26 protein-coding genes and 1 tRNA gene are annotated in these 23,922 nt (G+C 58.1%); 18 read left to right on the forward strand and 9 right to left on the reverse strand.

The window, feature by feature from the left end:
- Positions 1 to 52: 52 nt before the first annotated feature.
- The 4 genes from ACSQ3H_RS23685 (at position 53) to ACSQ3H_RS23700 (ending at position 2,863) form a co-directional block, all read left to right on the forward strand.
- Positions 53 to 148 (forward strand) — tRNA-Sec (locus ACSQ3H_RS23685).
- Between the two features lie 26 nt (positions 149 to 174).
- Positions 175 to 663 (forward strand): hypothetical protein, encoded by a 489-nt coding sequence (locus tag ACSQ3H_RS23690; protein ID WP_436119571.1) that lies wholly within the window; start codon positions 175 to 177, stop codon positions 661 to 663.
- 140 nt (positions 664 to 803) lie between these two features.
- On the forward strand, positions 804 to 2,198 hold the full coding sequence (locus tag ACSQ3H_RS23695; protein ID WP_436119572.1) for a selenium-binding family protein: 1,395 nt from the start codon (positions 804 to 806) through the stop codon (positions 2,196 to 2,198).
- Between the two features lie 38 nt (positions 2,199 to 2,236).
- The gene (locus ACSQ3H_RS23700) at positions 2,237 to 2,863 is read left to right on the forward strand and encodes a hypothetical protein (protein WP_436119573.1); all 627 of its coding nucleotides are present in this window, start codon (positions 2,237 to 2,239) and stop codon (positions 2,861 to 2,863) included.
- A 13-nt stretch (positions 2,864 to 2,876) separates the two neighbouring features.
- Here ACSQ3H_RS23700 and ACSQ3H_RS23705 read toward each other — a convergent pair whose 3' ends face one another.
- On the reverse strand, positions 2,877 to 3,587 hold the full coding sequence (locus ACSQ3H_RS23705; protein WP_436119574.1) for a DUF899 family protein: 711 nt from the start codon (positions 3,585 to 3,587) through the stop codon (positions 2,877 to 2,879).
- 241 nt (positions 3,588 to 3,828) lie between these two features.
- Here ACSQ3H_RS23705 and ACSQ3H_RS23710 point away from each other — a divergent pair, with 241 nt between their 5' ends.
- The 4 genes from ACSQ3H_RS23710 (at position 3,829) to chrA (ending at position 7,460) form a co-directional block, all read left to right on the forward strand.
- A complete protein-coding gene (locus ACSQ3H_RS23710; protein ID WP_436119575.1) occupies positions 3,829 to 4,107 on the forward strand; it encodes a metal/formaldehyde-sensitive transcriptional repressor in 279 nt (92 codons plus the stop codon).
- The gene (gene dmeF, locus ACSQ3H_RS23715) at positions 4,104 to 5,048 is read left to right on the forward strand and encodes a CDF family Co(II)/Ni(II) efflux transporter DmeF (protein ID WP_436119576.1); all 945 of its coding nucleotides are present in this window, start codon (positions 4,104 to 4,106) and stop codon (positions 5,046 to 5,048) included. The genes ACSQ3H_RS23710 and dmeF overlap by 4 nt, the downstream gene beginning before the upstream one ends.
- Positions 5,049 to 5,229: 181 nt before the next feature.
- Complete coding sequence (locus ACSQ3H_RS23720; RefSeq protein ID WP_436119577.1) at positions 5,230 to 6,048, forward strand: chromate resistance protein ChrB domain-containing protein; 819 nt, start codon at positions 5,230 to 5,232, stop codon at positions 6,046 to 6,048.
- A 2-nt stretch (positions 6,049 to 6,050) separates the two neighbouring features.
- Positions 6,051 to 7,460: a chromate efflux transporter gene (gene chrA / locus ACSQ3H_RS23725; RefSeq protein ID WP_436119578.1), complete on the forward strand. Its 1,410-nt coding sequence runs from the start codon at positions 6,051 to 6,053 to the stop codon at positions 7,458 to 7,460.
- 37 nt (positions 7,461 to 7,497) lie between these two features.
- Here the strand turns inward: chrA and ACSQ3H_RS23730 are convergent, their stop codons facing one another.
- Entirely contained in the window at positions 7,498 to 8,385 is an 888-nt protein-coding gene (locus ACSQ3H_RS23730) for a LysR substrate-binding domain-containing protein (protein ID WP_436119579.1), read from the reverse strand.
- A 114-nt stretch (positions 8,386 to 8,499) separates the two neighbouring features.
- On the opposite strand from ACSQ3H_RS23730, the gene ACSQ3H_RS23735 reads away from it, so the two are divergent.
- From ACSQ3H_RS23735 to ACSQ3H_RS23760, 6 genes are all read left to right on the forward strand, one after another.
- Positions 8,500 to 9,489, forward strand: coding sequence for a zinc-dependent alcohol dehydrogenase family protein (locus ACSQ3H_RS23735; protein ID WP_436119580.1), 990 nt, complete (start codon positions 8,500 to 8,502; stop codon positions 9,487 to 9,489).
- A 419-nt stretch (positions 9,490 to 9,908) separates the two neighbouring features.
- Positions 9,909 to 10,820, forward strand: a complete 912-nt coding sequence (locus ACSQ3H_RS23740) for a LysR substrate-binding domain-containing protein (protein ID WP_436119581.1) — start codon at positions 9,909 to 9,911, stop codon at positions 10,818 to 10,820.
- Between the two features lie 85 nt (positions 10,821 to 10,905).
- Positions 10,906 to 11,676: an enoyl-CoA hydratase/isomerase family protein gene (locus ACSQ3H_RS23745; protein WP_436119582.1), complete on the forward strand. Its 771-nt coding sequence runs from the start codon at positions 10,906 to 10,908 to the stop codon at positions 11,674 to 11,676.
- A 73-nt stretch (positions 11,677 to 11,749) separates the two neighbouring features.
- On the forward strand, positions 11,750 to 12,436 hold the full coding sequence (locus ACSQ3H_RS23750) for an FAD-dependent oxidoreductase (RefSeq protein WP_436119583.1): 687 nt from the start codon (positions 11,750 to 11,752) through the stop codon (positions 12,434 to 12,436).
- Entirely contained in the window at positions 12,426 to 13,151 is a 726-nt protein-coding gene (locus ACSQ3H_RS23755) for an FAD-dependent oxidoreductase (RefSeq protein ID WP_436119584.1), read from the forward strand. The genes ACSQ3H_RS23750 and ACSQ3H_RS23755 overlap by 11 nt, the downstream gene beginning before the upstream one ends.
- 125 nt (positions 13,152 to 13,276) lie before the next feature.
- Complete coding sequence (locus ACSQ3H_RS23760; RefSeq protein WP_436119585.1) at positions 13,277 to 13,840, forward strand: methylated-DNA--[protein]-cysteine S-methyltransferase; 564 nt, start codon at positions 13,277 to 13,279, stop codon at positions 13,838 to 13,840.
- 336 nt (positions 13,841 to 14,176) lie between these two features.
- On the opposite strand, the gene ACSQ3H_RS23765 is transcribed toward ACSQ3H_RS23760, so the two are convergent.
- Genes ACSQ3H_RS23765 through ACSQ3H_RS23775 form a run of 3 tightly spaced genes read right to left on the reverse strand, consistent with a single transcriptional unit; the run spans position 14,177 to position 16,034 of the window.
- Positions 14,177 to 14,971, reverse strand: coding sequence for an SDR family NAD(P)-dependent oxidoreductase (locus tag ACSQ3H_RS23765; protein WP_436119586.1), 795 nt, complete (start codon positions 14,969 to 14,971; stop codon positions 14,177 to 14,179).
- Positions 14,968 to 15,375 (reverse strand): VOC family protein, encoded by a 408-nt coding sequence (locus ACSQ3H_RS23770; RefSeq protein WP_436119587.1) that lies wholly within the window; start codon positions 15,373 to 15,375, stop codon positions 14,968 to 14,970. Before ACSQ3H_RS23770 ends, ACSQ3H_RS23765 begins: the two co-directional genes overlap by 4 nt.
- A complete protein-coding gene (locus ACSQ3H_RS23775; protein ID WP_436119988.1) occupies positions 15,372 to 16,034 on the reverse strand; it encodes an SDR family oxidoreductase in 663 nt (220 codons plus the stop codon). Before ACSQ3H_RS23775 ends, ACSQ3H_RS23770 begins: the two co-directional genes overlap by 4 nt.
- Between ACSQ3H_RS23775 and ACSQ3H_RS23780 the strand changes: the two genes are divergently transcribed.
- From ACSQ3H_RS23780 to ACSQ3H_RS23795, 4 genes are read left to right on the forward strand one after another with little or no spacing between them, the layout of a single operon-like run.
- The gene (locus tag ACSQ3H_RS23780; RefSeq protein ID WP_436119588.1) at positions 16,002 to 16,484 is read left to right on the forward strand and encodes a Csu type fimbrial protein; all 483 of its coding nucleotides are present in this window, start codon (positions 16,002 to 16,004) and stop codon (positions 16,482 to 16,484) included. The genes ACSQ3H_RS23775 and ACSQ3H_RS23780 overlap by 33 nt on opposite strands.
- A 23-nt stretch (positions 16,485 to 16,507) precedes the next feature.
- A complete protein-coding gene (locus ACSQ3H_RS23785) occupies positions 16,508 to 17,227 on the forward strand; it encodes a fimbrial biogenesis chaperone (RefSeq protein WP_436119589.1) in 720 nt (239 codons plus the stop codon).
- 19 nt (positions 17,228 to 17,246) lie between these two features.
- On the forward strand, positions 17,247 to 19,637 hold the full coding sequence (locus ACSQ3H_RS23790; protein WP_436119590.1) for a fimbria/pilus outer membrane usher protein: 2,391 nt from the start codon (positions 17,247 to 17,249) through the stop codon (positions 19,635 to 19,637).
- On the forward strand, positions 19,634 to 20,584 hold the full coding sequence (locus tag ACSQ3H_RS23795; RefSeq protein ID WP_436119591.1) for a Csu type fimbrial protein: 951 nt from the start codon (positions 19,634 to 19,636) through the stop codon (positions 20,582 to 20,584). The genes ACSQ3H_RS23790 and ACSQ3H_RS23795 overlap by 4 nt, the downstream gene beginning before the upstream one ends.
- Before the next feature lie 54 nt (positions 20,585 to 20,638).
- On the opposite strand, the gene fae is transcribed toward ACSQ3H_RS23795, so the two are convergent.
- The 4 genes from fae to ACSQ3H_RS23815 form a co-directional block, all read right to left on the reverse strand.
- Positions 20,639 to 21,178, reverse strand: coding sequence for a formaldehyde-activating enzyme (gene fae, locus ACSQ3H_RS23800; protein WP_436119592.1), 540 nt, complete (start codon positions 21,176 to 21,178; stop codon positions 20,639 to 20,641).
- Positions 21,179 to 21,311: 133 nt separating this feature from the next.
- Positions 21,312 to 22,427, reverse strand: coding sequence for a porin (locus ACSQ3H_RS23805; protein ID WP_436119593.1), 1,116 nt, complete (start codon positions 22,425 to 22,427; stop codon positions 21,312 to 21,314).
- A complete protein-coding gene (locus ACSQ3H_RS23810) occupies positions 22,424 to 22,684 on the reverse strand; it encodes a hypothetical protein (RefSeq protein ID WP_436119594.1) in 261 nt (86 codons plus the stop codon). The genes ACSQ3H_RS23805 and ACSQ3H_RS23810 overlap by 4 nt, the downstream gene beginning before the upstream one ends.
- A 1-nt stretch (position 22,685) precedes the next feature.
- Positions 22,686 to 23,921: an aminomethyltransferase family protein gene (locus ACSQ3H_RS23815; RefSeq protein ID WP_436119595.1), complete on the reverse strand. Its 1,236-nt coding sequence runs from the start codon at positions 23,919 to 23,921 to the stop codon at positions 22,686 to 22,688.
- Position 23,922: the final 1 nt, after the last annotated feature.

A 23,922-nucleotide genomic window follows, 5' to 3' on the forward strand; every position in this document is an offset into this window, starting at 1 on the left:
GGATCTTTTTGCCGGTATGACAGAAGGTGCAACCGGCGAAAATGTTGTTTCTGGAGGAGAATCGTCCCCGGTGGGGCGTCCGGACTTCAAATCCGGGAGGGGCCGAGAGACGGTCTTTGGTGGGTTCGACTCCCACTCTCTTCCGCCATCCTCAGGCAACTCCGAAAGCTCCCGATGACGACGGCAACCACCTATATCGAGCGACTGCAGCAAGCCGCTGAAACGGCGCAATCGGCAGAGGTCGCTTATCGGCTGGAAGCGGCAACCCGGATAACGACACTCGAACGCGAACGTGCCTTCGCCTTTCGCCGGATGAATCTGATGCGGTCAGTTGCCGAGGCTGCAAGGCCGCAAGTGGATGACAGTAGCGATCTGGCGGAGCAAAGTGGTGAGGAAATCGCGGTCGCCCGCGCGCTTGCACTGATACGGGTGAGACTTGGCTGGTCGTCAGACAGCGAAACGAGAGACGCAACGCTTGCGCGTTTCGCGCCCGTAGTCATTGCGCTTCATCGTGCATCGGGCGGCGCGGAGACGCCCGATGAAACGTCAGGTATCGATGATGCGCTTGGACGCTTCGAAGCCTGGTATGAGCACGCTTACGGCGTTTCGTTCTGGATGCTTTTTGAAAATCCCATGCCGGACACCCCCCGCGTCGACTTCTGAGGCAAAAACAAGTCAGAACGGCATCTGTCATCAAATGACTTGATTGGACACCGCTTCTCCCAAGTGCGAAGATCGCCCGTCACACTCATTTTAGGAACCGCTGCGCAAGACTCCGTTTTGAACAAGAGGAGAGTTCCATCATGGCAACCTGGCAACCCGATCCTTCCTTCTATCCCTCGCCGAGAATGGCCGCAAAGGCACCTGAAGAAAAGCTGGCCTACGTGGCCGCCTTCGATCCAGACCGCAAGAAACCCGATGCAATAGCCGTCGTCGACGTAGACCCCAGGTCTTCTTCCTATTCCCGGATTGTCGGCCAGGTCGACATGCCGAATGCTGGCGACGAGCTGCATCATTTCGGCTGGAACGCCTGCTCGTCGTGCCTTTGTCCCAACGCGCCGCACCCTCATATGGAACGACGTTATCTCGTCGTACCGGGCCTGCGGTCATCAAGGCTGCACATTATTGACACCAAGCCGGACCCCAGAAATCCGAAAATCGTCAAGGTCATCGAGCCGGAAGAGATTGCCGAGAAGGCGGGCTATTCACGGTTGCACACCATACACTGCGGTCCCGAAGGGATCTATGTGAACGCACTCGGAAACGCCGAGGGCAAGGCTCCCGGCGGCATATTCCTGCTCGATCCTGAAAGCTTCAATGTCCTCGGTCAGTGGGAGATGGACCGGGGTCCCCAGAAGCTCGCCTATGATTTCTGGTGGCACCTCGGACACGACACGATGGTGACGAGTGAATGGGGAACCCCTGATACATTCGAGGACGGGCTCGTTCCAGAGATCCTGCTGGGCAGCAAATATGGCCGCAGGTTGCATTTCTGGGATCTTCACAAACGTAAACACCTGCAGGAGATCGACTTCGGCGAAGAGCACCAGCTCGTGTTCGAATTGCGCCCGGCACATGATCCGACCAAGGCCTATGGCTTCGTTGGCTGCGTCATCAGCCTGAAGGACCTCTCGGCATCGATCTGGACCTGGTACCGCGAGGGCAACAAATGGGCCGTTAAAAAGGTGATCGAGATTCCGGCAGAACCTGCCGATCCTGCCCTGTTGCCACCTGTGCTGCAGGGCTTCAAGGCGGTGGCGCCGCTCGTGACCGATATCGATCTGTCGATGGATGACCGCTTCCTCTACGTATCCTGCTGGGGCACAGGCGACATGATCCAGTACGACGTGTCAGACCCGTTCAGCCCAAAAGAGACAGGCCGGGTTCGGATTGGCGGTATCGTGTCGCGGGCAACCCATGCCAAAGCAGCGAACGGCGCGCTCAACGGTGGCCCGCAAATGGTCGAGATCAGCAGGGATGGAAAGCGGGTTTACTTTACCAACTCGCTCTACGGCGCCATCGATCCGCAATTCTATCCCGAGGGCATCGACGGCTGGATGGTGAAGCTTGACGTTGGGGAGAACGGCGGGATCACATTCGACGAAAATTTCTTCGTTGACTGGCCGAAAGGTCATCGTCCGCATCAGGTGCGACTGGAGGGAGGCGATTGTTCGTCCGATTCCTACTGCTATCCTTGATGAGGCCGGCACCCGTAAAACGAATAGTCGTGTAAAAAATGGTAGCCGTGTCACCGTGGCTGGTGCTTGCTGGCCTTGGCATCTTTCACGGCCTCAACCCCGCTATGGGCTGGCTTTTTGCGGTCGCGCTCGGTCTGCACAGGAAAAGCCGAAGAGCCGTAGTTCTGTCTGTGATCCCCATCGCAATAGGACACATGGTTTCGATTGGTGTTGTCGCGCTGGCAGCGGTGTTGCTGGGTCTCATAGTCGATCAGCGCGTGCTGGAAGTCACCGCTGGAACAGTGCTGCTAGGCTGGGCTATTCACTATGCCGCATATGGCCATCGTCATCGCGTGCGGGTCGGCATGACCACGGGCATGATGGGGCTTGGGCTGTGGTCATTCCTGATGGCGACTGCCCATGGGGCAGGCCTCATGCTCGTGCCGGTGGTCATTCCACTATGCCTCTCGGCCAGCCCGGCAAAGGACCTGACGGCAGCGGGTTCACTGCCGATAGCCCTGGCAGCTATCAGCATGCACATGGCCGCCATGCTTGCGGTGATCCTGGCTATTGCGATTTCGGTCTATGAATGGCTTGGCCTTTCCTTTTTACGCCGCGGATGGATCAATTTTGACCTTGTCTGGATCGCGGCGCTTGCGATCACCGGTATTGTCCTGATTGTTTGACGCTGCGATCTCGTCAGCCTGCGGCTCCGTATTCCAGCTTCGGATACCAGTCTGAGCCGCGGCCCTCAGGTGTGGAATCGAGAATTGTCCAGAGCGGCATAAGATCGGGCGCACCACGCGGGTCTTGTCCCGGATCGGCGGTCGCCATCCCCATTTCACCGCTCCAGAAATGGCGGATAGTGCCATCGCGGCGAGTGAAGACGTTGAAGGCTGGAACGTCGGCGTCCTCTGCGCTCACGTAGTCGCGGGTGTAATCGCCGCTCATGTCCGAATAAAGCTTGAGACCGTGCCAGCCGCGTTCCTTTTTGAACGCGACAAGCCGCTCGATCGGCGAGCGCGCGATCACGGCCAGGGCGATGCGCTGTTCGACGTCACGAGCCTCGCCATCCCAAGCGCTGAGCAGCGAGGTGCACATCGGGCACGGTCTTTTACGCTCGGGCCCAAACATGTAGCTATAGGCCGCGAGTGTCTGTTTGCCGTTGAACAGGTCGGCAAAACTTACAGGGCCATCCTCGCTCTCGAACCGGTAGTTCCTGGTCACTTCACCGCCGGGTGGCAGTGCCCGGCGCTGTGCGGCGACGCGCTCGATGTGGCGCCTGAGTTCAATTTCTTCCGCCAGGAGTGCATCGCGCGCCTGCCGATATTCGTTGCTTTCGTTTGGAAAGCGAACCCCGTTCCGCTCTACCAGTTCCGCCGTGGGTGTAAGTGAGTCAGTGGTATTCATGACCGCGTCCTCTAGTGGTTGTATTGGCTTGCGTACGATGTCGGCGGCCCCAAGCATCTGGCACGTGGACGCCGTTATGCAGGGTCTCGTCTAATACGTTGATATCAACATATTGTGCATAAAGCAAACGCTCTAATAGGACAAATTGTTCCATTTCCAGCCCCGCACCTTGTTTAGGTGTTTCTTGTCTGGAGATGATTCGGCTTGAACTGGTACGAAATATAGGGTAGGGGGTTATATTATGTCGCACACTACAAAAGAGAAAGCCAAGTTGCTGGGACGAATTCGTCGCCTCAAAGGACAAATGGAGGCGGTGGAGCGCGCCCTGGATGCCGAAGTGCCATGCGGTGATATCCTCAATCTTGTCGCTTCCGTGCGTGGCGCCGTGAACGGGCTGATGGGCGAACTCATCGAGGATCACATCCGCATACACGTCGTTGATCCTGACAACGATGAGGATAGCGATCGTGCGCAGGGAGCGGCCGAACTCATTGATGTTGTAAGGAAATATCTCAAATGAACCATGACCACTGGATGCATCCCGAAGCGGGCGCTCACGATCATGTCTTTCTCGGAGACAACCATGCGCGCAACGAGCGCCGCACCTGGTTCGTCATCGCATTGACGGGGACGATGATGGTGGCCGAGATCGCAGCAGGAACCGTGTTCGGTTCAATGGCACTGGTCGCTGATGGCTGGCATATGTCCACGCACGCGGCCGCCATGCTGATCGCGGCACTGGCCTACCTCTACGCCCGCAAGAATGCCCGCAACCCTCGCTTCACGTTCGGAACCGGAAAGTTCGGCGATCTTGCCGCATTCGCCAGCGCAGTCGTGCTTGCACTGATCGCCCTTCTGATCGGTTGGGAGAGTTTCCTTCGTCTTGCCAACCCGGTTCCGATCAGCTTTCCGCAGGCAATTGCGGTCGCCGTGATTGGTCTGGCTGTCAATCTGGTGTGCGCGTGGCTTCTGCGGGATGATCACTCGCACCATGGCCATCATCATGATGGTCACGATGAGCACCATGCCCATGGCCACGACAACAATCTGCGCGCGGCCTACCTGCATGTTCTTGCCGATGCATTAACGTCTGTCCTCGCCATAGCCGCTCTTCTTGCCGGAAGCGTCTACGGGTGGTTGTGGCTCGATCCCGCCATGGGTATCGTCGGCGCGCTTGTCATTGCCAGATGGTCTTGGGGTCTTGTTCGTGATGCAGGCGCGGTTCTGCTGGATTATGTTCCGTCAGATGAAGATCTGCCCGAAGAAATTCGCTCGGCCATCGAAATCGAAGGTGACCTCATCACCGACCTGCATGTCTGGCAACTTGGCCCTGGTCATCACGGGGCTATCGTATCGCTCGTCAGTGAACATCCAAAAGCGCCTTCGTCCTATCGGGAAAAACTTTCCCATATCCACGATCTTTCGCACGTGACGGTCGAAGTCGAGCCAAAGGCCGCATAGTATAGTTTTATGAAGCGTAGTGCGACAGCTGCTGGAATTCGCGCCACTTCGGGTCGCCGAGTGATCGCTTGACATAATTTGCGTTCGTGCCAATCTAACACTTATGGGGATTGCGATCTCCCCACGAGGCGACAGCCCAAGTATCGCGTCCAACAAACCGACTTCACCGGAGGGACGCGACATGTCTTCGACGACGACTATTACTCACGACAAATTAGCACGGCTGGTTGGAACGGCCACCAGTCCTGTTCTCATCGATGTCCGCATTGATGAGGATTTTGCATTGGATCCGCGACTGATTCCTGGCTCACGCCGGCGGTCCCACAAGGACGTGGGATTCTGGGCTCATGAACTTGATGGCAAGCGGGCCGTCATAATCTGCCAGCAGGGCAAGAAACTCAGCGAGGGGACGGCAGCCCTTTTACGTCACAATGGTGTGCCGGCTGAAGTGTTGAACGGAGGTTACGAAGCCTGGACAGGCGCGGGACTTCCAGCAGTTCCAGTTTCACTCCTGCCGCCTCCCGATCAAAAAGGACGCACGGTTTGGGTGACGCGTGCGCGTCCGAAGATCGACCGGATTGCCTGTCCATGGCTGATCCGCCGTTTTATCGATCCGGATGCGGTCTTCCTGTTCGTGACACCTGCCGAGGTTGAAGCTGTCGCAGACCGCTTCAACGCAGCACCATTCGATATCGAAAACGTGTTCTGGAGCCATCGCGATGAGCTCTGCACCTTCGACGTGATGATCGAAGAGTTTGGCCTGATATCCGAACCATTATCGAGGCTCGCCGCTATCGTTCGTGGAGCCGACACGGCTCGCCCGGACCTTGCTCCCGAAGCCCCGGGATTGTTGGCGGCATCGCTTGGCCTCTCGCGCATCTTTTCAGACGACCTCGAACAACTCGAAGCCGGCATGACGCTATATGACGCCTTCTACCGGTGGTGCCGTGATGCCACGGATGAGACGCACAACTGGCCCAATCGAAAGCCGGGAGCGTGAACATGTCCGATATCACGAGCAATGAAATCGGGATGCCACCGGAGACCCGTGAAGGCCACGGCATTTCCTTCGGTGACGCTGTCCGGGTGTGGCTCCGCATCGCCTCGCTGAGCTTCGGCGGTCCTGCCGGACAGATCGCGGTCATGCACCGCATTCTGGTCGACGAGAAACGGTGGATTGGCGAGAGCAGATTTTTGCATGCACTGAATTACTGCATGCTCTTGCCGGGCCCCGAGGCCCAGCAACTCGCCATCTATATCGGCTGGCTCCTGCACAAGACAAAAGGCGGCCTCGTCGCCGGGATTCTGTTTGTTCTTCCGGGCTTTCTGTCGATCCTTGCCCTTAGCTACATCTATGTCATCTTCGGAAATGTCGGAATAGTTGAGGGTCTGTTCTTCGGTCTGAAGGCCGCCGTTCTCGCCGTCGTTCTGCAGGCGGTCGTCAGGATCGGCAAAAGGGCGCTGAAGAACAGGGTGATGGTGCTGATCGCCGTGGCAGCATTCCTTGCAATCTTCGCCTTCCATGTCCCATTTCCCTTGATCATCCTGACAGCAGCGATCATTGGCTACATTGGTGGACGGGCTGGCTCGCCGCTGTTTCAAGTGGGGGGCGGCCATGGAAGTTCGGGTCCGGGACTGGCCGATCGGGATTCGGCGCTCGGTGAAGAAACGCCTGCCCATGCACGGCCGAACCTCGCCTGGTCGCTGAAGATATCAGCGGCCTTCCTGTTCTTGTGGCTCGCACCTGTCATAGTCATTGTCCTGGTTTTCGGATCAGAAAACGTCTTCAGCCAGATCGGCGTTTTCTTTAGCAGGATGGCGATGGTGACGTTTGGCGGCGCCTATGCCGTCCTGTCCTATGTGGCGCAGGAAGCAGTCCAGAATTATGGATGGCTGCGGCCCGGTGAAATGCTGGATGGGCTCGGCATGGCAGAAACGACACCGGGGCCATTGATCCAGGTGGTGCAGTTCGTTGGTTTTATGGGTGCATATCGCGATCCTGGGACGCAGTCGCCACTGACGGCTGCCACCCTGGCTTCCATCCTGACGACGTGGGTGACTTTCGTGCCGTGTTTCCTCTGGATATTCCTCGGCGCGCCTTTCATCGAGGGTCTCCGGAACAGCAGTGCGTTGACCGGGGCAATGTCGGCGATCACTGCGGCCGTCGTCGGGGTGATCATGAACCTTGCCGTATGGTTCGCGCTTCACGTCATTTTCGGTGAGGTCGTGCGCTGGCAGGCTTACGGGATCGTACTGGATATTCCCGTTCTCTCTTCAATCAACGTTGCACCGGCATTGTTGACGCTTGCTGCGGTCATCGCCATTTTCCGCTTCAGAATCGGGATGATACAGACACTGCTCGCTTCATCCCTGGCCGGTATCGCTTGGCACCTGACATTCGGCTTGGTTTGAGAACAGCAGGAGCCTGTTCCGATTTCAGCGTCGGCACTCAGCCGAAGGTTGCCGCGACGAAATCTACGAAGCTGCGCAATTTCGGTGTCGGACGGCGATCAGGCGCAAAAAGGATGTGCATCGGCCGGGATGGCGTCTCATAGTTTGGTAACACCCGCACGAGCCGCCCGGAGACAAGGTCGTCCCTCAACATGTCTGCTGCTTGCAGGATGATGCCAAAGCCATCCAGCGCCGCCTCGCGCAGCGCCTGGCCGTTGTTGACGAGGAAGCGGCTGTGCACCTTGACCTTATGGACACCCTCAGCATTGGTGAAATCCCATTCATCGAGCGGCGGCCGCGCCCAATAGGCGAAGCCGAGACATTCGTGGCCGATCAAGTCCGCCGGCGCCGCCGGGGCGCCGCGTTCAGCAAGATAGGCCGGCGACGCACACGCGAGCAGCCGATAGGGCGCAAGCGACCGTGCGATCAATGTGGAATCGGTCAGCGGCGAGATTCGGATCACCGCGTCGTAGCCATCGTCGATCAGGTCGACGATGCGGTCGGATAGGGTGAGGTCAACTGTCACCTCCGGATATTGACGCATATATCGCGTGAGCATCGGCACAAGGCTGTAGGAACCAAAGGTCACGGGTGCGTTGACGCGCAAACGGCCGCGCGGAACCGATTGCAAATCCTGGGCGAGCGCCTCGGCGGCCTCGGCTTCGGCAAGCACAAGTTTGCAGCGTTCGTAAAACGCACGGCCTACTTCGGTCAGGCTTTGCCGCCGGGTCGTCCTGTTGAGAAGCCGCGCGCCGATCCGCTCTTCGAGAAAGCGCACATGCTTGCCGATCATCGGCGAAGAGAGGCCAAGCGCGGGCGCAGCTGCCGCGAAAGATCCAGCCTCCGCGGCCTTGACGAACACTGACATGCTGGTCAATCGATCCATGATTAGAAACTAAAGCTTTCGACAGTTGTCATAAGAGCCTTATTTATCCTGATCCAGAAACCAATCATATAGAGGATGTCGGCCAAGCGCCATCGTCAACAGGAGATTGGGCTCATGTCACGTATCGTACGTTTCCACGAACTAGGTGGTCCGGAAGTGCTTAGAATCGAGGAGGTCGAAGTTCCCCCACCGGGACCGGGTGAAATCGCCGTTGAGATCAAGGCGTTCGGCCTAAACCGTGCCGAATCCATGTTTCGATCCGGCCCCTATGTCGAGGCGCCGGAGTTTCCCGCCCGGCTCGGCTATGAAGGCGCTGGCGTGGTGACGGCAGTCGGTGCGGGTGTGGCGGATTTTGCTCCCGGTGATGCGGTCAGCGTCATTCCGCCGCTCTCCATCACCCGATGGGGCTCCTATGGCGAAGTCGCGACCTTTCCAGCCGAAGTGGCGGTCAAGCATCCTGCGTCGCTGACGTGGGTCGAGAGTGCAGGGATATGGATGCAATATGTGACGGCCTACGGTGCTCTCATCGAGATCGCCAAACTGGCCAGGGGCGACTTCGTCCTCATTACCGCGGCGTCCAGCAGCGTCGGGCTGGCGGCGATCCAGATCGCCCGGGCGGTAGGCGCGATACCTATCGCCACAACCCGGACCAGTGCCAAGAAGGCAGCGTTGCTCGACGCCGGCGCTGCCCACGTTGTCGTCACGCGGGAGGAAGACCTTGCAGCGCGGGTGGCTGCGATCACCGAGGGCACTGGCGCTCGCATCGCCTTCGATCCTGTCGCAGGACCGATGCTGGAGCAAGTCGCTGGCGCCATGGCGCAGAACGGTATCGTGATCGAATATGGGGCGCTCAGCCCCGATCCGACTTCCTTGCCGCTATTTCCACTGTTCACCAAGAATCTGACGCTGCATGGTTACCAATACAAGGATGTGGTCCGCGACCGGAAGCAACTTGATCGTGCCAAACGCTTCATCCTGGATGGCCTCGCATCGGGCGTTCTGAAACCGATCATCGATAAGGTTTTCTCCTTCGAACAAATCGTTGAGGCGCACCACTATCTGGAATCCAATCAGCAGTTTGGAAAGATCGTGGTGACGGTCTGATTGTCAGGAATTCGTTCGAAAGACTGGAGATTATGGAAAGGACCGCTGCGGAGGAGATGCAGCGGTCCTTGATTATAAATGCAACAGGGAGAGGTTGCATTTGGTGCCCGGGTTTCTGGGAGGAGAAGAACCCGATACACATTAAAATAGCACAGCTTAAAGATTAGGCAACAATCCATACTGTATAATATGTGTGCAAAATGTCGCACCGAACCGATATCCACAGGGGCTGCCGTTTCGTTTGTAGTCTGAAGCGGGCTGCTTCTCGGGAGGATTCAAGCGGCGTGCTTTGCCGATCCACGGGGTATTGAGTCTGAACACATAATCTTCATTCCGGTCGGGAATGGCGCTTTCTTGTTTGACTGTGCGTTGGCAGGAAGCTGTGCCGGGTGATATGTCTCATTTGAAGGAGCAGGGGTATGGACAGACTGGCTGCAATGGAAACCTTTGTAAGAGTCGTGGAGACGGGCTCCTTTTCGGAAGCCGCGCGCCAGTTCCGCGTTGGCCAGCCAGCGATTTCCAAGACAGTTGCGCTGCTCGAAGGGCGGCTCGGGGTGAAATTGCTGCTTCGCTCTACACGTGGGCTGATGCCGACTGAGGCAGGAGAAAACTTCTACCAGAGAGCCAAGCGTTCCATAGAGGAAGCCGATGAGGCTGACCTGGCTGCACGCGGGGCTGGGTCAAGTCTCTCCGGCCGACTGCGCGTCGGCGCGGCGACAACGTTCGCCAGCCTGCATGTCATCCCGCATTTGCCGAAGTTCCTCGCCGAACATCCCCATCTCGATATGGAGCTCATTCTCGACGATCGACACATCGATCTCATAGAAGAAGGAATTGATGTTTGCCTGCGAATGGGCGATCTGGCAGATTCGACCGTGACAGCGCGCAGAATTGGTCAGGCGCGCCGCGTCGTCATCGGTGCGCCATCCTATTTCGGAAAAGCTGGCGAGCCCAGGATACCCGCCGAACTGATGGCGCATGAAAGCGTCATTCACGGCAAGGGCCCAGGACGTGACGTGTGGATGTTTCGGAAGGACTCCACGGAAGTCTCCGTAACCGTAAAGGGGGGAGTCAGGGTGACTGCTGCCGAGGGAGTCCGAGCGGCGGTTCTTGCAGGCGTGGGTGTCACGGTCGCATCAGAATGGATGTTTGCTCCGGAACTGGTCTCGGGCGCAGTGACGGAAGTTCTGAGTGACTGGACCATAACGCCGATCGACCTGTGGGCCGTGTTCCCGACGGGCCGGGTCGCAAGCGCCAAGGCACGCGCCTTCGCCAATTTTGTCGAGATACAACTCGCGCTGGCGGATCTGGTTCATTCCTCACAGGAATAAACCCTAGTCTTTCGACGCTGCTACTCAGCGATTCCTTTCACGATAAATTTGTCTTCATCGAACAACGTCGTGACGGGATTTCACAATGACCAGATTCACCGCCTACCGCGACAGCTTCCCCAACGCCCACCTGACCCGCTCTGATAGCGGCGTCCTGGAAGTGGCACTGCACACCGACGGCGGCACGCTCGTGTTCAACGGGCACACCCACGAGCAAATTGTTGATCTCTTTCACGCGATCGGCTCCGACCCGGACAACCGGGTGGTAATCCTGACCGGCAGCGGCGAGGCGTTCATGGAGTCTATCAGCCCTGAGGGTTTCGACTTCTTCACCCCCCAAGGCTATGACAAGATCTACCGCGAGGGCAAAAAGGTCCTCATGAACATTCTCGACATTGAAGTGCCGTTGATCGCCGCGCTGAACGGCCCGGTGAGGCTGCACTCAGAATATGTTCTGCTCGCCGACATCGTACTCGCGACGCCCTCGACGGTTTTCCAGGACAAGCCGCATTTCGACTTTGGCATCGTGCCCGGAGACGGCGTCAACCTGCTCTGGCCGGAAGTGATTGGCAGCATACGTGGCCGTTATTTTATCCTCACCCGCCAGGAGCTTGATGCTGAGACGGCCAAGGAATGGGGCGCTGTCAACGAAGTCGTGCCGGCTGACAAGCTGCTTGTTCGCGCCCACGAGATTGCGGAAGGGCTCGCAAAGCTGCCGCCGCTCACAAGTCGCTATACCCGCATCGCACTGACCCAGAAGTTGCGCCGCATCGTCGACGAGGGGATTGGCTATGGACTCGCATTGGAGGGCATCAGTGCCGCCGAAGTCGCGCGTTCGATGACTGCCAATGGTTGATCCTTACAACAGATAACAGCGGCTAGCCGATCGAGCTTCCCGCAGCATCCCGAACAAACACGAGAGAAAATTCATGTCGCAAGCTGAACATTTCGACACAGTGATTCTCGGAAGCGGCCAAGGTGGCAAGCTGCTCGCCTGGCACCTCGCCCGTTCCGGACAAAAGGTTGCGGTCGTTGAACGCCGATGGGTGGGCGGATCGTGTCCTGCAGTGGCCTGCCTTCCCAGCAAAAATGAGCTCTGGAGCGCAAGAATCGCGCATCTCGCCCGGAACGCCGCGCACTTCGGCACGGTAACTGGTCCGGTCAAGACGGACATGACGAAGGTCCGCGCGCGCAAACAGGACATGATCGACCGCGAGATCGCCTTCCACCTCAACACCTACAAGAAAAGCGGTGCCGAGCTGATCATGGGAAGCGGACGTTTCGTGGCTGCGAAGACGATCGAAGTGACGCTGAACCATGGCGGAACTCGGCGGGTTACCGGCAGAGAGATGGTGATCAATGTGGGATCGCACGCCGCTATCCCGAGCATTCCGGGGCTTGGGACTGTCCGGGCTCTCACGCACATCGAGGCGCTGGAACTCGACTACCTGCCTGCCCATCTGATTGTGCTCGGCGGTGGCTATGTCGGGATCGAAATGGCGCAGGCTTACCGGCGCTTCGGCAGTCGCGTGACGATCATCGAGCCGGGCCCCCCAGCTCATGGGCAGGGAGGATCCCGACGTCGCCGAAGGAATGTATCGCATCTTGACCGATGAAAGCGTTGACGTTCTGTTGGACGCACAGCCTGTCAGTGTTCACGGCCTTTCCGGCGATGAGGTGACCGTTAATGTCCGTACGGCTTTTGGAGAGAGGAAGATCGAATGCAGTGATCTTCTCGTTGCAGTCGGGCGTGTCCCGAACACCGCTGACATCGGTCTGGAATTGGCAGGTATCGAGCTCGACGCTCGCAGCTTCGTCCGCGTCGATACACGGTTGGAAACGACAGTGCCCGGTATATGGGCGATTGGCGAGTGTGCAGGCAGCCCGCAATTCACGCACGTTTCCGTCGATGATTTCAGGATCGTCAGAGACAACATGGCTGGCGGGAATCGCAGGACGGATGACAGGTTGGTGCCCTACGTCATGTTCACAGATCCGCCACTCGCTCGCGTCGGCCTAAGCGAAGGTGAGGCGCAACGCCAGGGCATCGAAGCACGTATCGCGAGACTGCCGATGAGCGCGGTGCTGCGAACGGAGGCGACCGGCGAAACACAGGGCTTCATGAAGGTTCTCGTAAGCGCGAGCGATGATCGCATTCTCGGCTTCACCATGATTGGTTCCGAGGCTGGAGAGGTTATGGCTGCAGTGCAGACGGCGATGTTGGCAAACTTGCCATATCACCGACTGCGCGATGCCGTTATCACGCATCTGACGATGGCAGAGGGACTTGGTCCGCTCTTTTCGAATATACCACCTCTGTCCAGGGACTAGGTCGTACAATTTGACGCTGAAACCGCCGAAATTTTTGCTCGGCGTTCGCATGAAGCAGGAATCGGGTTGAATTCGCGCGCCGATTGCACGATTTTTATGGCAAATCGAAACGCGAGGGCCGTGCGATGGGCCAGACAGTGCATCATTATCTTATCTTCGAAACCGCGGGTGGCTTCTGCGGTATCGCCTGGAGCGATATCGGGATCACACGCTTTCAATTACCGACAAAAAGTGCTGACGCGACAGAACGGTTGCTTCTTCGCAGGATACCCGGCGCCGAATCTGGCCAACCCTCTCAGCAAGTGCTTCAAGCTGTGGCTGCGGCAAAGCGCTATTTCGAGGGCGAAGAGATTGATTTCTTCGGCTTCAAGCTCGACTTGGGCGAGCAGGACGGATTTTTCGAGCAGATATATGCTGCGGCACGACAGTTGGGTTGGGGCCATACGACCACCTACGGTGCGTTGGCCAAGCAACTTGGCGCCGGACCGGAAGCCGCGCGCGATGTCGGCCAGGCCATGGCCAGGAACCCGGTGCCGTTGATTATTCCTTGCCACCGCGTATTGGCAGCCGGGGGCAAAGTCGGTGGTTTTTCCGCTCCTGGAGGCTCCGTCGCGAAGGCGCGCATGCTCGAGCTGGAGGGTGTTCATTTCGAACCACCGCAACCAGCGCAGAAATCGTTCGGGTTTTAATTGGCACCAACTTCAGCGGGCGACGCCGATACCCGATGTGCGCATATGGTTGATCAGCCCCGAGCGGGTCCATCATTGGTCAATGGAGCACCGGCTTCCGCTCGGATTGGTCGTTTGTCGAACTGCCGATTTTTGATGGAACGGGTTATCCGGTGCACCGGTGCGGGATTGCCAGTTTGGAAGGCGTCTACGTGGGGGAATGCCGTGGCGGTGGACGTGGGATGAGGGCGTTTTCTTGGCGTGGGAAAGACCCGGAATATCTGGTCACGCGCCTTGCGGGCCAGTTCCCGGCGTCCTCACGTCCCGCGTTGAAGCAAGCCGTCTAGCTGTTGCCGCTCAGGCGATCGTATCGACGACACCCCCGTCGACCCTGAGCGCGGCACCGGTTGTTGCTGAGGAGAGAGGGGAAGCCACATACACAACGAGGTTCGCGACTTCGTCGACGGTCGCTGCACGACGTATGATTGAACTCGGCCGGTGTGTGGTTACAAAATCGGCAGCGACTTCTTCCATAGGCTTGCCTGTTTTCTCCTGATCCCCGCGTAGCATCTCACGCACACCCTCTGAAAGGGTCGGTCCGGGCAGGATCGCGTTCACTGTAACATTGGTACCTGTCATCCGCTTGGCAAGGCCGCGCGATAGAGCAAGATCGGCCGTCTTGGTAACGCCGTAGTGGATCATCTCCGCCGGGATATTGAGCCCGGATTCAGACGAGAGAAAGATAACGCGCCCCCAATTGCGCTTGGCCATGCCGGGAAGATACGCGCGCGACAGGCGCACCCCGGACATGATGTTCACTGCAAAGAAGCGCTCCCATTCCTCGTCCGGTGTTTCAAAGAAATCCTGAGGGCCGAAAATGCCGACATTGTTGACGAGGATATCTGTGGTTGGCTCGGCTGCAACCAACCTGGCGCAACCCTCGGCAGTACCAAGATCTGCCGCAACGCCGCGCACCTGCGTGCCGGGAACATCCGCTTGCAACCGGGCGATAGCCTTATCGACGGCATCCTGTGTACGGCCATTAAGGACTGTCGAGGCCCCGGACTCAACCAGACCCCTCGCTATAGCGAATCCTATACCGTTCGTGGAACCGGTCACGATCGCGGTCTTGCCTGTCAGATCAATTTTCATATCTTCTTCTCCAATGTTGATGGCCTACTTGCCGCTGCTTCGCGGAACACCAGTTCAAGGAGAACGCCTGCGGGTGTACGAATGAAGAGACGACGTTCGCCGAGTTCCGGCAGATTCATACGGGAATAGACAATCCGGAGATCATCGAGTTTGCGAAGCATCGCATCATAATCGGCAAGACGAAAGGCAATGTGATCGATCGCCTCCCCGGTCCCGTCGACCGGACCACCATCGCCCGGAATGAGATGCACGATTGGCGCGTCGCCAGCGTAGAGCCAGTAACCGGGAAACGAAAAAGCCGGGCGATACCCTGTTTTAAGATCCAGAACGGCTTCGAAGAAAACGCGCGTGCCTTCGAGATCATGGGTTCGCAGGGTCACATGGTCAAGTATGGGAATGCTCATGCGATCGCCCCTCCGCCATCGACGCGCACGGTTGAGCCAGTGGCAAAAGGTGTTGTAGCAAGAAACAGTACTGCATTGGCTATGTCTTCCGGCTGACCGATGCGGCGAACAGGAAGGCGCTCGGCGGCGCTGGCGAACATGGCGTCGCGCTTGTCCTCAGGCATTTTCGACCACAGTGGTGTTTCAATCAAACCTGGGGAGACGGCATTGACGCGTATCGGTGCGAGCTCAAGGGCCAATCCACGGGCAAGGGCTTCGAGCGCAGCATTGATCGCGCCCTGGAGCACCGAACTTGTTGACGGTCTGACACTGAGAAAACCCGAGACGAAAGTGAGTGAGCCTTCATCTTTGATCCTGGCAGCACGGGCGACACGGTAAGCGCCCCAGAACTTGCTCTCCATTGCGGTCTTCGCATCTGCTAGGCTAAGGGCTCGCACTGGTCCCGACGGCGTCTGCGCAGCGGAGACAACGATATGGTCCCAAGGTGCCTCGTCTGCAAAAAACCGCTCAATGGACGCTTCATCACCCGTATCAAGGCTGACAGCTCCGACGTTGCCACCAATTATATCGAGCGCAGCATTGAGCTTGGCTTGGGACCGCGAGGCAATGGTAACGGTCGCGTCCGCTTGACGCGCCTGAGCGGCTACGGCAAGCCCGATACCGGAACTGGTCCGGGCCTGGCCGCCACAGCAACGGGGAGCTTTGCTGTCAGGATCACCATAACAACCGAATGTAAGCTGGTTTCTGCATCCGATCTGGATTTCGGATCGCATGGCGTCATCGACGCCAATGTCGATTCGACCAGCACCATCAGCGTGCAGTGCACGACCGGCACACCGTACAATGTCGGTATAGGACTTGGCACGGGAACAGGCGCTTCGCTCACTACCCGGCTGATGACCGGTCCGGCCGCGGCGACTGTTAGTTACAATCTCTACCGGGACGTCAACCATACGAATGTCTGGGGAACCACCATCTTGACCGATACGGTATCGGGCACGGGAAATGGCGCGGCGCAGCCGATCACGGTCTACGGGCGCGTTCCGCCTCAGACAACGCCGGGTGCGGGCGCCTATAGCGATACAGTTGCAGTAACCGTTACCTATTGAGGATAATATTTTAGGAGAACAAAATGCGAACCATGCTCTATGGCATTGGTGCGATGGGCCTCGTCATATTTTTTTCCGGCATTGCCCAAAGCGCTTCATTACGGGTATCGCCAACCAGTCTCGAAATGATAGCCCCCGGCAGCGCTGGAGTTTTGACGCTGACAAACGAAGCCAAGCGTCCGATCAACGTGCAAATCCGCGTCTTTCGCTGGACGCAGGTGGATGGCGTCGAACAACTCGAGCCGACGAACGATGTCGTGGTCAGCCCGCCATCGACCACACTGGCTGGTGCCAAGGAATATGCGGTGCGCGTTGTGAGGGTCACGAAAACGCCGGTTGCCGGCGAGGAGAGCTACCGCGTCCTCGTCGACGAATTGCCGGATCCCTCTCGCAAGAGAGCCGGAACCGTTGCCCTTGTCGTGCGCTATTCGATCCCGGTTTTTTTTAAGCAAGAGGATGCGTCGCCGCCAAAAGTCGCTTGGGGCATCGTCAGGTCGAAAGGCACCTTGATGCTGACCGCGCACAATGCGGGGGATACAAGGCTCAGGCTTGCTGATGTGCAACTGAGCCAGGCTGGGCGTGTCCTCGGCAATCGCAAGGGCCTGGTGGGTTATGTGCTTGGAGAATCGAGCATGCAATGGCCTATCGGACCGGGGAAATCGGTTTCGCCGGGCCCGGCAGCCCTCAAGGCTCAAAGCGATTTCGGGCCGCTTGATGCCGATGTTGCGATCAGCGGTCGCTAGATCGCTCGCAATCCTCTGCATGAGCCCATGGTTTTTATCGATTGGTCGGGGCCAGGAACAGGCTGTTCCAGCCTCAGACCAGACAGTATCGCAGGGAGCGGAGCCCCGGGATCTCTATCTGGAGGTTTTCATCAACGATACCTCGACCGGAATGATCGGTAATTTCAAACAAATGACTGACGGTGGATTGTCGGTCAGGCCGGAGGAGTTGCGCGAAGTCGGGCTGAAACCTGACGGCCATGCGCGCGAGGCCGACGGATCCATTCGGCTCGATCGTCTACCGAATGTTGAGTACAGGGTGGATGCCGCCACACAGCGGCTTTACGTGACGACCGACGACAGCACCCGCGCGGCGAAGGTCATCGACGTAAATCCAAAGGCCGAGGCACAAGAGGGAGCGCAAAAACCTCAGTCGAGTTTTGGCGCGGTACTGAATTATTCGCTCTTCGCGAGCACCGACGATCTGATGGATGGCAATGTCCAACCCTTTCAGGGTATTTCTGGCGGGTTCGATACGCGGTTCTTCAGTCCCTACGGCACGCTCAATCAATCGTTTACAGCGAATATGTCGGAGGGTGAACTTGAAGGGGTGAAACGGCTCAACACCACCTGGAGTTATTCCGATCCCGAGCGGCTGATCACCTACCGCGCCGGTGACTTTGTTTCCGGTGGCCTGCCATGGACGCGCCCGGTCTTTCTCGGCGGGATGCAGGTGCAACGCAATTTCTCTTTGCGGCCTGATCTTGTCACGCTACCGGTGCCCATCCTTTCAGGGACCGCAGCCGTGCCTTCGACGCTCGAAGTCTATACGCAGAATGTCAGGACCTATAGCGGGGCGGTGCCCTCCGGACCATTCGAGGTAACGAACTTTCCTGTGTTTTCCGGGCAGGGCGAGGCGCAGATCGTTCTGCGGGATACGCTTGGACGCGAGACGCGCACAACCCTGCCGTTCTATTCATCGAGCCTGCTTCTGCAGAAGGGCCTGGCCGACTTTTCCGCCGAAATGGGGTTTCCGCGCCGCAACTACGGAACCAAGTCCAATGATTACGACAGTGATTTGATGGGTGTCGCCACTTTCCGCTATGGACTTACAAACTGGCTGACACTCGAAGGGCATTTCGAAGGTGGCATCGATCTCCTCAACGGCGGCATCGGCGTGGCTTTTCCCGTTGGCGCCTACGGTGTGGCTTCGGTTGCTGCCGCTGGCAGCAGCCATGATGGCGACGCTGGCATGATCCTCAATGGAACCGTGGAGCTGACCAACAAGAACTACACCCTCTTTGCCCGGCTGCAGCATGCATTCGGCAACTACGATGACATCGCCTCTGTCTCTGCCGATGACCAACTCGATCCGGTGTTCGATCCGAGCGGCGTCACCGTGTTCAGTCCGCGTGTGCCCCGCTCGCTGTTACAAGTCACCGTGTCCACGCCGGGGCCCTTCGATCGCAGCAATCTCAACTTTTCATACACGCAGCTTGATCTCGATAGCGGCGGCAATAGCAAGATCGTCGGCGCTTCCTTCAACCAGTCGGTGTTCAGGAGCAGTTCCTTTTATGCGACCGCTTTCACCGATCTCGAGGACAGCAACAGCTTTGGTGTGTTTGCCGGCCTCACCATACCGTTCGACAACGACGTCAATGTCTCCACAGGCTACGAACAGACCTCCGACGGTCCGGCAGGTTTCGTCGACGTCGCCAAATCGGAACGGCAGGAAGAGGGAAGTTATGGTTGGCGCCTGAGGACCAGCGAAGGCGACAAGCCGGACCGTTCCGCTGCGGCCAGCTATCGTGGGCGCTATGCTCGTGTCGAAGGCAGTGTACAGCAATTCGACGACACGGTCCGCGCCAATGCGCAGGTGGATGGTGCGATCGCGGTTGCGTCCGGCGGCGTCTTTGCTACCAATCGCATCGATGACGCCTTTGCGGTGGTCGATGTCGGGGCGCCGGATGTCGATGTTTCATTCGAGAACCGTCCTGTAGGCCGTACGAACCGAAGCGGCCGCATTCTCGTGCCCAACCTCAAATCCTATGAGCCGAACACGGTCGCCATCGATCCGAAAAACCTGCCGGTCGACGCAAGCATTGGTGCAACGCGCGATGTGGTGGTGCCGGCGGACCGCAGCGGTGTCGTGATCAATTTCGATGTGAAGAAAACCACCGCTTCAGCGCTTGTAGGCATCGTGGACGCCAATGGCTCTGCGTTGCAGCCCGGCTTGCGTGGCCATGTGGAGGGCGCGCGGGAGGGGGAGGAGTTTGTGATCGGATATGACGGCGAGGCCTATATTCCGGCACTTGGCACGCAGAATAGCATCATTGTGGATCTTCTTGATGGCAAGAATTGCCGGGCGCAGTTTCCATATCATGCGCAGGAGGGAACACAGGTCAAAATCAAGAACGTGGTGTGCCAATGACCCGTTCGCTCCACCTGTTGCTCCTTCTGACCTGCCTGAACTTGCTGCCAGCAGCAGCCTTCGCGCAGACGTGCACATTCAGCACGTCCAACATGGTATTCTCCGGAAGCCCATTATCTGGCGCCGCAATCAATGGAACGACGAGCCTTACCGCAAACTGTTCCGCACTCATCGGTCTGTTCCGCCGCGTCCTGATTTGTCCCAATCTCAATGCGGGCAGCGGCGGCGCGACCTCTGCGGCGCGGTTGATGACGGGCCCGGCTTCGCTCAGCTATCAACTTTACCAGGATTCGGCCCGGCAAACGGTCTGGGGTTCATGGACCTGGGCCTTTTCGACGCGACCTCCAGAGTTCTTTGTCGACATACCTGCCGTTCTGGGAACCGGTTCAACGACGGTATCAATGTACGGGCAGATCCTGCCGAACCAGACGACGGTGCCTGTCGGAAGTTATTCGTCGACATTTTCCGGAGCCCAAACGACATTTCGATACCGGTTCGACGATGGGGCAGGCTGCGCCAATCCGTCGGGGATATCCGGAACCACAAACTTCACCGTCAGCCTGCAAACCGCGAAAGACTGCCTCGTATCGGCGCAGAATATCGACTTCGGCAATCGTGGCGTGCTGAGCTTCAATCTGGATCAGGACGGTCAGGTCTCCGTCAACTGTTCACCTGGCACGCCCTATGTGGTGGCGCTCGGTCCGGGAGGTGCCAATGCTGGACCGACAGCTAGACGGATGACCAAAGGCGCCGAATTCATTACGTATGGTCTCTACCGAGACACCGCGCGCACCCTGCCGTGGGGAGACACTTCCGGCACGAATACGTTTGGTGGCACGGGGTCGGGCATTACCCAGAACCTGCCGGTCTACGCACGGGTACCGCCGCAGAACACGCCGACCCCGGGAACATACAGCGATACGATCGTGGTTACGGTGACCTACTAGCCCCACTCTGGCGGGCAGACCTTGCAAGGTTTGCCCGCCACGAGAATCATCGGCTCAATAATCGATCACGCCATCCAAAGCGTAGTGCTTGACGGTCTTGCGGTTGGCGATCAATTCGTCAACGGTCGGCTTGCCAGTCATGGCGCGAGAAATAGCAAGCTTCGTGGCTTCGTAATTGGTGCGGTAGAGATCCTTGCGGTCGAGATTCTCATCGTCGACGCAACGCGGATCGAGCCAGACTGTGATGATCATGCAGAGTTCGTCTGCCTGGTCCCGCGGCAGAATATCCTCCACCAGGCAGTCGACGATCGCATCGCCCATCGCCGCCTGCACGACACCGCCCAGCAGCTCGGCATATGCCATGTTCTTGATGGTGACCTTGGTGGTCATCATCGTGGCTGGGCGCACGGCCTGATTGAGGTCCCGCACCACGAACATGCGTGTGTGACCCTTGACCTGTCCCATCATCGAGGCAAATGCCTGCCCGACCGGACCCCTGACCGAGCCGATCACAACCTCCGGCATGGCGTCGGTCACCTGACCCTCTGCAGCCAGAACCGTTGCTTCACCCGTACGAAACCAAATATCAGTCATGTGCTTCCCTCTCAATTGCGGGCAGAACCTATCGGCATCATCCGGACCGGTCCAGTAGACGAAAAGTCGCTCATCGCACCAACGCGAAATACTGCCTGCGAACACGGCTTGATCTCAAGCCGTGTCAGTGTCCTTAGAAGTTACGCTGAAAGCGGATCGTGCCGCCGAACGCATCATCGTCACCGCCATAAGCAATCGAGAAAGCCTCCCGAGCCCCATCGAACTTGGTGTAATTGAGCTCCGGCGTGATTACGAAACCAGGAACCAGTTCGTATTCCACATTGAGGGCAAAGGCGTAAGTCCCTTCATCTTCCCATGCAGCCTGGCCGTTGAGAGTTGCCTTTTCGGCGACCTTTGCGGTGAATCCACCCCATGCAGCCCAGTCACCTTCCCAGGTACCGAACCAGTTACGGTTGAACTGGTCGACTTCACCAGTGGCCAGATCGAAGTTATTGTCATAACCGGACTGATAGCCTCCCATGATGAAGGCTGAGAAATTCTCGCTGATCTTGACGTCCAGGCGAAGCTTGCCGGCGAATTCCTCAATATTGGAGTCGTAGCCGGCGACGCCGGAGATACCGCCCCAATCCTTTTCAAATTTCGCCCCCGCAAGAACGTGAGGCATGTAGTCTTCGATGACATACTGCCCACCGAGACCGGTGACGTCATCCTGGCCCTGTTCCGCGCCGATCATGGCCGAGAAACCATTGCCGCCTGTGAAAGTGTAGCTGACCTGATTGCTCTGGCCGGACTGATAATTGATCACGTCGTCGTTGAGGATATTGCCGGCATAGCCGACAAACGACCCAAAGAGTTCGTCGGCAGTACCAATGCGGAAACCGCCGAGTTCGATCCAGGCTTGCGAGAGTGTACCGCCGGTCGAGGCGCCATTCTCATATTCAAGGCGGGTCTCGGCATAGGAGCGTAGCGTGCCAAGTTCGGTTTCGGAGCGGGCGTCGAAGCGAACCTCCGCACGGGTGAGCTTGTACCAGGTCTCGTTGCCCTTGGCGCCGACATTCGTACCGTCATATGGATTGTCGCCCGCAGCAGCATCGTAGCGAACATAGCCGCCGATCTTCAGGCAGGTCTCAGTCCCCGGAATGTAGAAGAAGCCAGCGCCATAAGCATCGCATATGCGCACATATTCGACGGGCTCCGGTTCAGCAACAACGACTGCATCCGCAGCGCGTGCCCCTGACACTGCAATGAGAGCTGCAGCGGAGCCGAGTAGAATGCTTTTGATATTCATTGTTGTTCCCCATGTTGATAACCGTTGATCCTTGCCAGCCATTCGCTGCCGATATGCTGGGACCTGAGAATGGCAAGCGGGTCTTCCCAATCCAGCCGCGAACAGATGCGATAGATTTCCAATGTCTCGGCGCTCATCTCGCCCTGCCTGTTGAAATACATAGCTGCGGCGTATCGGGTTCGGCCTGACCATTCCTGTCCCAGCGGGGTGTTGATCAAAACCCATTGTTCGGCTTCATCCTCGTCGGGTCTGGACATGTCAGAAATCCGCAGGAGGATTGGCCGTCCGCCGGTCAAGCTTGATGAAAGGCCTTGGCACGACCTTGGCGCGCTTCATCAGTTTCTGATAGCGAAGCTCGCGCATGGCGTAAATCTCGACCCAGAGATCGCCGGTGATCGTGTCGCCGTAGGGCCTTTCCAGACTGGCGAGCGCGATGTTCCGCTTGGCCATCGGCGACCATATGGCGGCACTGACCAACCCTATTTCGCGCTTGCCCTGATGGTAGACAATGGCGTGCTCCGCGGGGATATTGCCTTCGATTTCAAGCCCCACCAGAATATGCCGCATGGTGCCTTTGGCTCGGGCTTGCTGGATTGCCCGGCGTCCGTTGAAATGAGGCTTTTCAACATCAATCAAAAAGCCGAGGCCGATCTCATCCGGCATCCGCACCCGGTCAGCGCGAATAGCGTGCTCGGCTGTAACGAAATCCGCATTGGCAACGATCAGTCCTGCCTCAAGCCGCGCGCGATTGAGCGCAGCATAGCCTATCGCGCGTAAGCCGCGCCGTTCTCCCGCCTGCCAAAGGCGATCCCACAGGCTAAGCGCGTGTTTCCCGTCGATGAAGAGTTCATAGCCAAGATCGCCGGTAAATCCCGTGCGAGAAATGGTGACCATACCGCTTTCGTGCGGGAAATCAGCGAGATCGAAGACTTTCAGTCCTTCAATCCCTTCGAATCCGGCATCGCGCAGAACGGCGAAGGATGTGGGGCCCTGCAAAGCCAGACCAGCGATGGCTTCAGTTTCTTCGGCGACGCTAACATCGAACCCGATGGCGCTGTCGAGCAGCCATGGCAAATGTCGCTCCTGGCAGCACAGCCGGAACCTGTCTTTCGCCAGCCGGAAAAGAGTTCCGTCATCGAGCACATGTCCCTCGTCGTTGCACCAGGCGGTATAGTGCACTCTGCCGGGCTTCAGTTTCCTGACGTCGCGAAGCGTAACCCGGTTGAGGAATGCTTCTGCGTCGGTTCCTTCGATGCGATATTTCACCATCGGAGAGATATCGAAGAGCGCGGACTGGCTGCGAATTGCGAAATATTCGAGCTCCTCGTCCCAAAGCGACAGCGGGGCCTTGTAGCCGGCCCAATCGTACCATTCTTCGGTTCGCACCAAGGCATCGATGCGCGGCTGAAATGGCGATGCAACCAGAGGCGTGCGGAAGTGGCTCTGCAAAGCGGCACGAGCCGGAAGTAGCTTCTTTGGGTCGCAGTGCTTCATG

Source organism: Phyllobacterium sp. LjRoot231, from assembly GCF_964253365.1.
Classification (GTDB): domain Bacteria; phylum Pseudomonadota; class Alphaproteobacteria; order Rhizobiales; family Rhizobiaceae; genus Phyllobacterium.

Coding starts and splice junctions, on each gene's coding strand:
- ACSQ3H_RS23770 (WP_436119587.1), bottom strand. CDS start 15,375: ATGAGCATTCCCATACTTGACCATGTGACCCTGCGAACCCATGATCTC.
- ACSQ3H_RS23740 (WP_436119581.1), top strand. CDS start 9,909: ATGGACAGACTGGCTGCAATGGAAACCTTTGTAAGAGTCGTGGAGACG.
- ACSQ3H_RS23700 (WP_436119573.1), top strand. CDS start 2,237: ATGGTAGCCGTGTCACCGTGGCTGGTGCTTGCTGGCCTTGGCATCTTT.
- ACSQ3H_RS23795 (WP_436119591.1), top strand. CDS start 19,634: ATGACCCGTTCGCTCCACCTGTTGCTCCTTCTGACCTGCCTGAACTTG.
- ACSQ3H_RS23745 (WP_436119582.1), top strand. CDS start 10,906: ATGACCAGATTCACCGCCTACCGCGACAGCTTCCCCAACGCCCACCTG.
- ACSQ3H_RS23710 (WP_436119575.1), top strand. CDS start 3,829: ATGTCGCACACTACAAAAGAGAAAGCCAAGTTGCTGGGACGAATTCGT.
- ACSQ3H_RS23760 (WP_436119585.1), top strand. CDS start 13,277: ATGGGCCAGACAGTGCATCATTATCTTATCTTCGAAACCGCGGGTGGC.
- ACSQ3H_RS23720 (WP_436119577.1), top strand. CDS start 5,230: ATGTCTTCGACGACGACTATTACTCACGACAAATTAGCACGGCTGGTT.
- ACSQ3H_RS23735 (WP_436119580.1), top strand. CDS start 8,500: ATGTCACGTATCGTACGTTTCCACGAACTAGGTGGTCCGGAAGTGCTT.
- ACSQ3H_RS23790 (WP_436119590.1), top strand. CDS start 17,247: ATGAGCCCATGGTTTTTATCGATTGGTCGGGGCCAGGAACAGGCTGTT.
- ACSQ3H_RS23705 (WP_436119574.1), bottom strand. CDS start 3,587: ATGAATACCACTGACTCACTTACACCCACGGCGGAACTGGTAGAGCGG.
- ACSQ3H_RS23815 (WP_436119595.1), bottom strand. CDS start 23,921: ATGAAGCACTGCGACCCAAAGAAGCTACTTCCGGCTCGTGCCGCTTTG.
- dmeF (WP_436119576.1), top strand. CDS start 4,104: ATGAACCATGACCACTGGATGCATCCCGAAGCGGGCGCTCACGATCAT.
- ACSQ3H_RS23690 (WP_436119571.1), top strand. CDS start 175: ATGACGACGGCAACCACCTATATCGAGCGACTGCAGCAAGCCGCTGAA.
- chrA (WP_436119578.1), top strand. CDS start 6,051: ATGTCCGATATCACGAGCAATGAAATCGGGATGCCACCGGAGACCCGT.
- ACSQ3H_RS23805 (WP_436119593.1), bottom strand. CDS start 22,427: ATGAATATCAAAAGCATTCTACTCGGCTCCGCTGCAGCTCTCATTGCA.
- ACSQ3H_RS23730 (WP_436119579.1), bottom strand. CDS start 8,385: ATGGATCGATTGACCAGCATGTCAGTGTTCGTCAAGGCCGCGGAGGCT.
- ACSQ3H_RS23765 (WP_436119586.1), bottom strand. CDS start 14,971: ATGAAAATTGATCTGACAGGCAAGACCGCGATCGTGACCGGTTCCACG.
- fae (WP_436119592.1), bottom strand. CDS start 21,178: ATGACTGATATTTGGTTTCGTACGGGTGAAGCAACGGTTCTGGCTGCA.
- ACSQ3H_RS23810 (WP_436119594.1), bottom strand. CDS start 22,684: ATGTCCAGACCCGACGAGGATGAAGCCGAACAATGGGTTTTGATCAAC.
- ACSQ3H_RS23750 (WP_436119583.1), top strand. CDS start 11,750: ATGTCGCAAGCTGAACATTTCGACACAGTGATTCTCGGAAGCGGCCAA.
- ACSQ3H_RS23695 (WP_436119572.1), top strand. CDS start 804: ATGGCAACCTGGCAACCCGATCCTTCCTTCTATCCCTCGCCGAGAATG.
- ACSQ3H_RS23785 (WP_436119589.1), top strand. CDS start 16,508: ATGCGAACCATGCTCTATGGCATTGGTGCGATGGGCCTCGTCATATTT.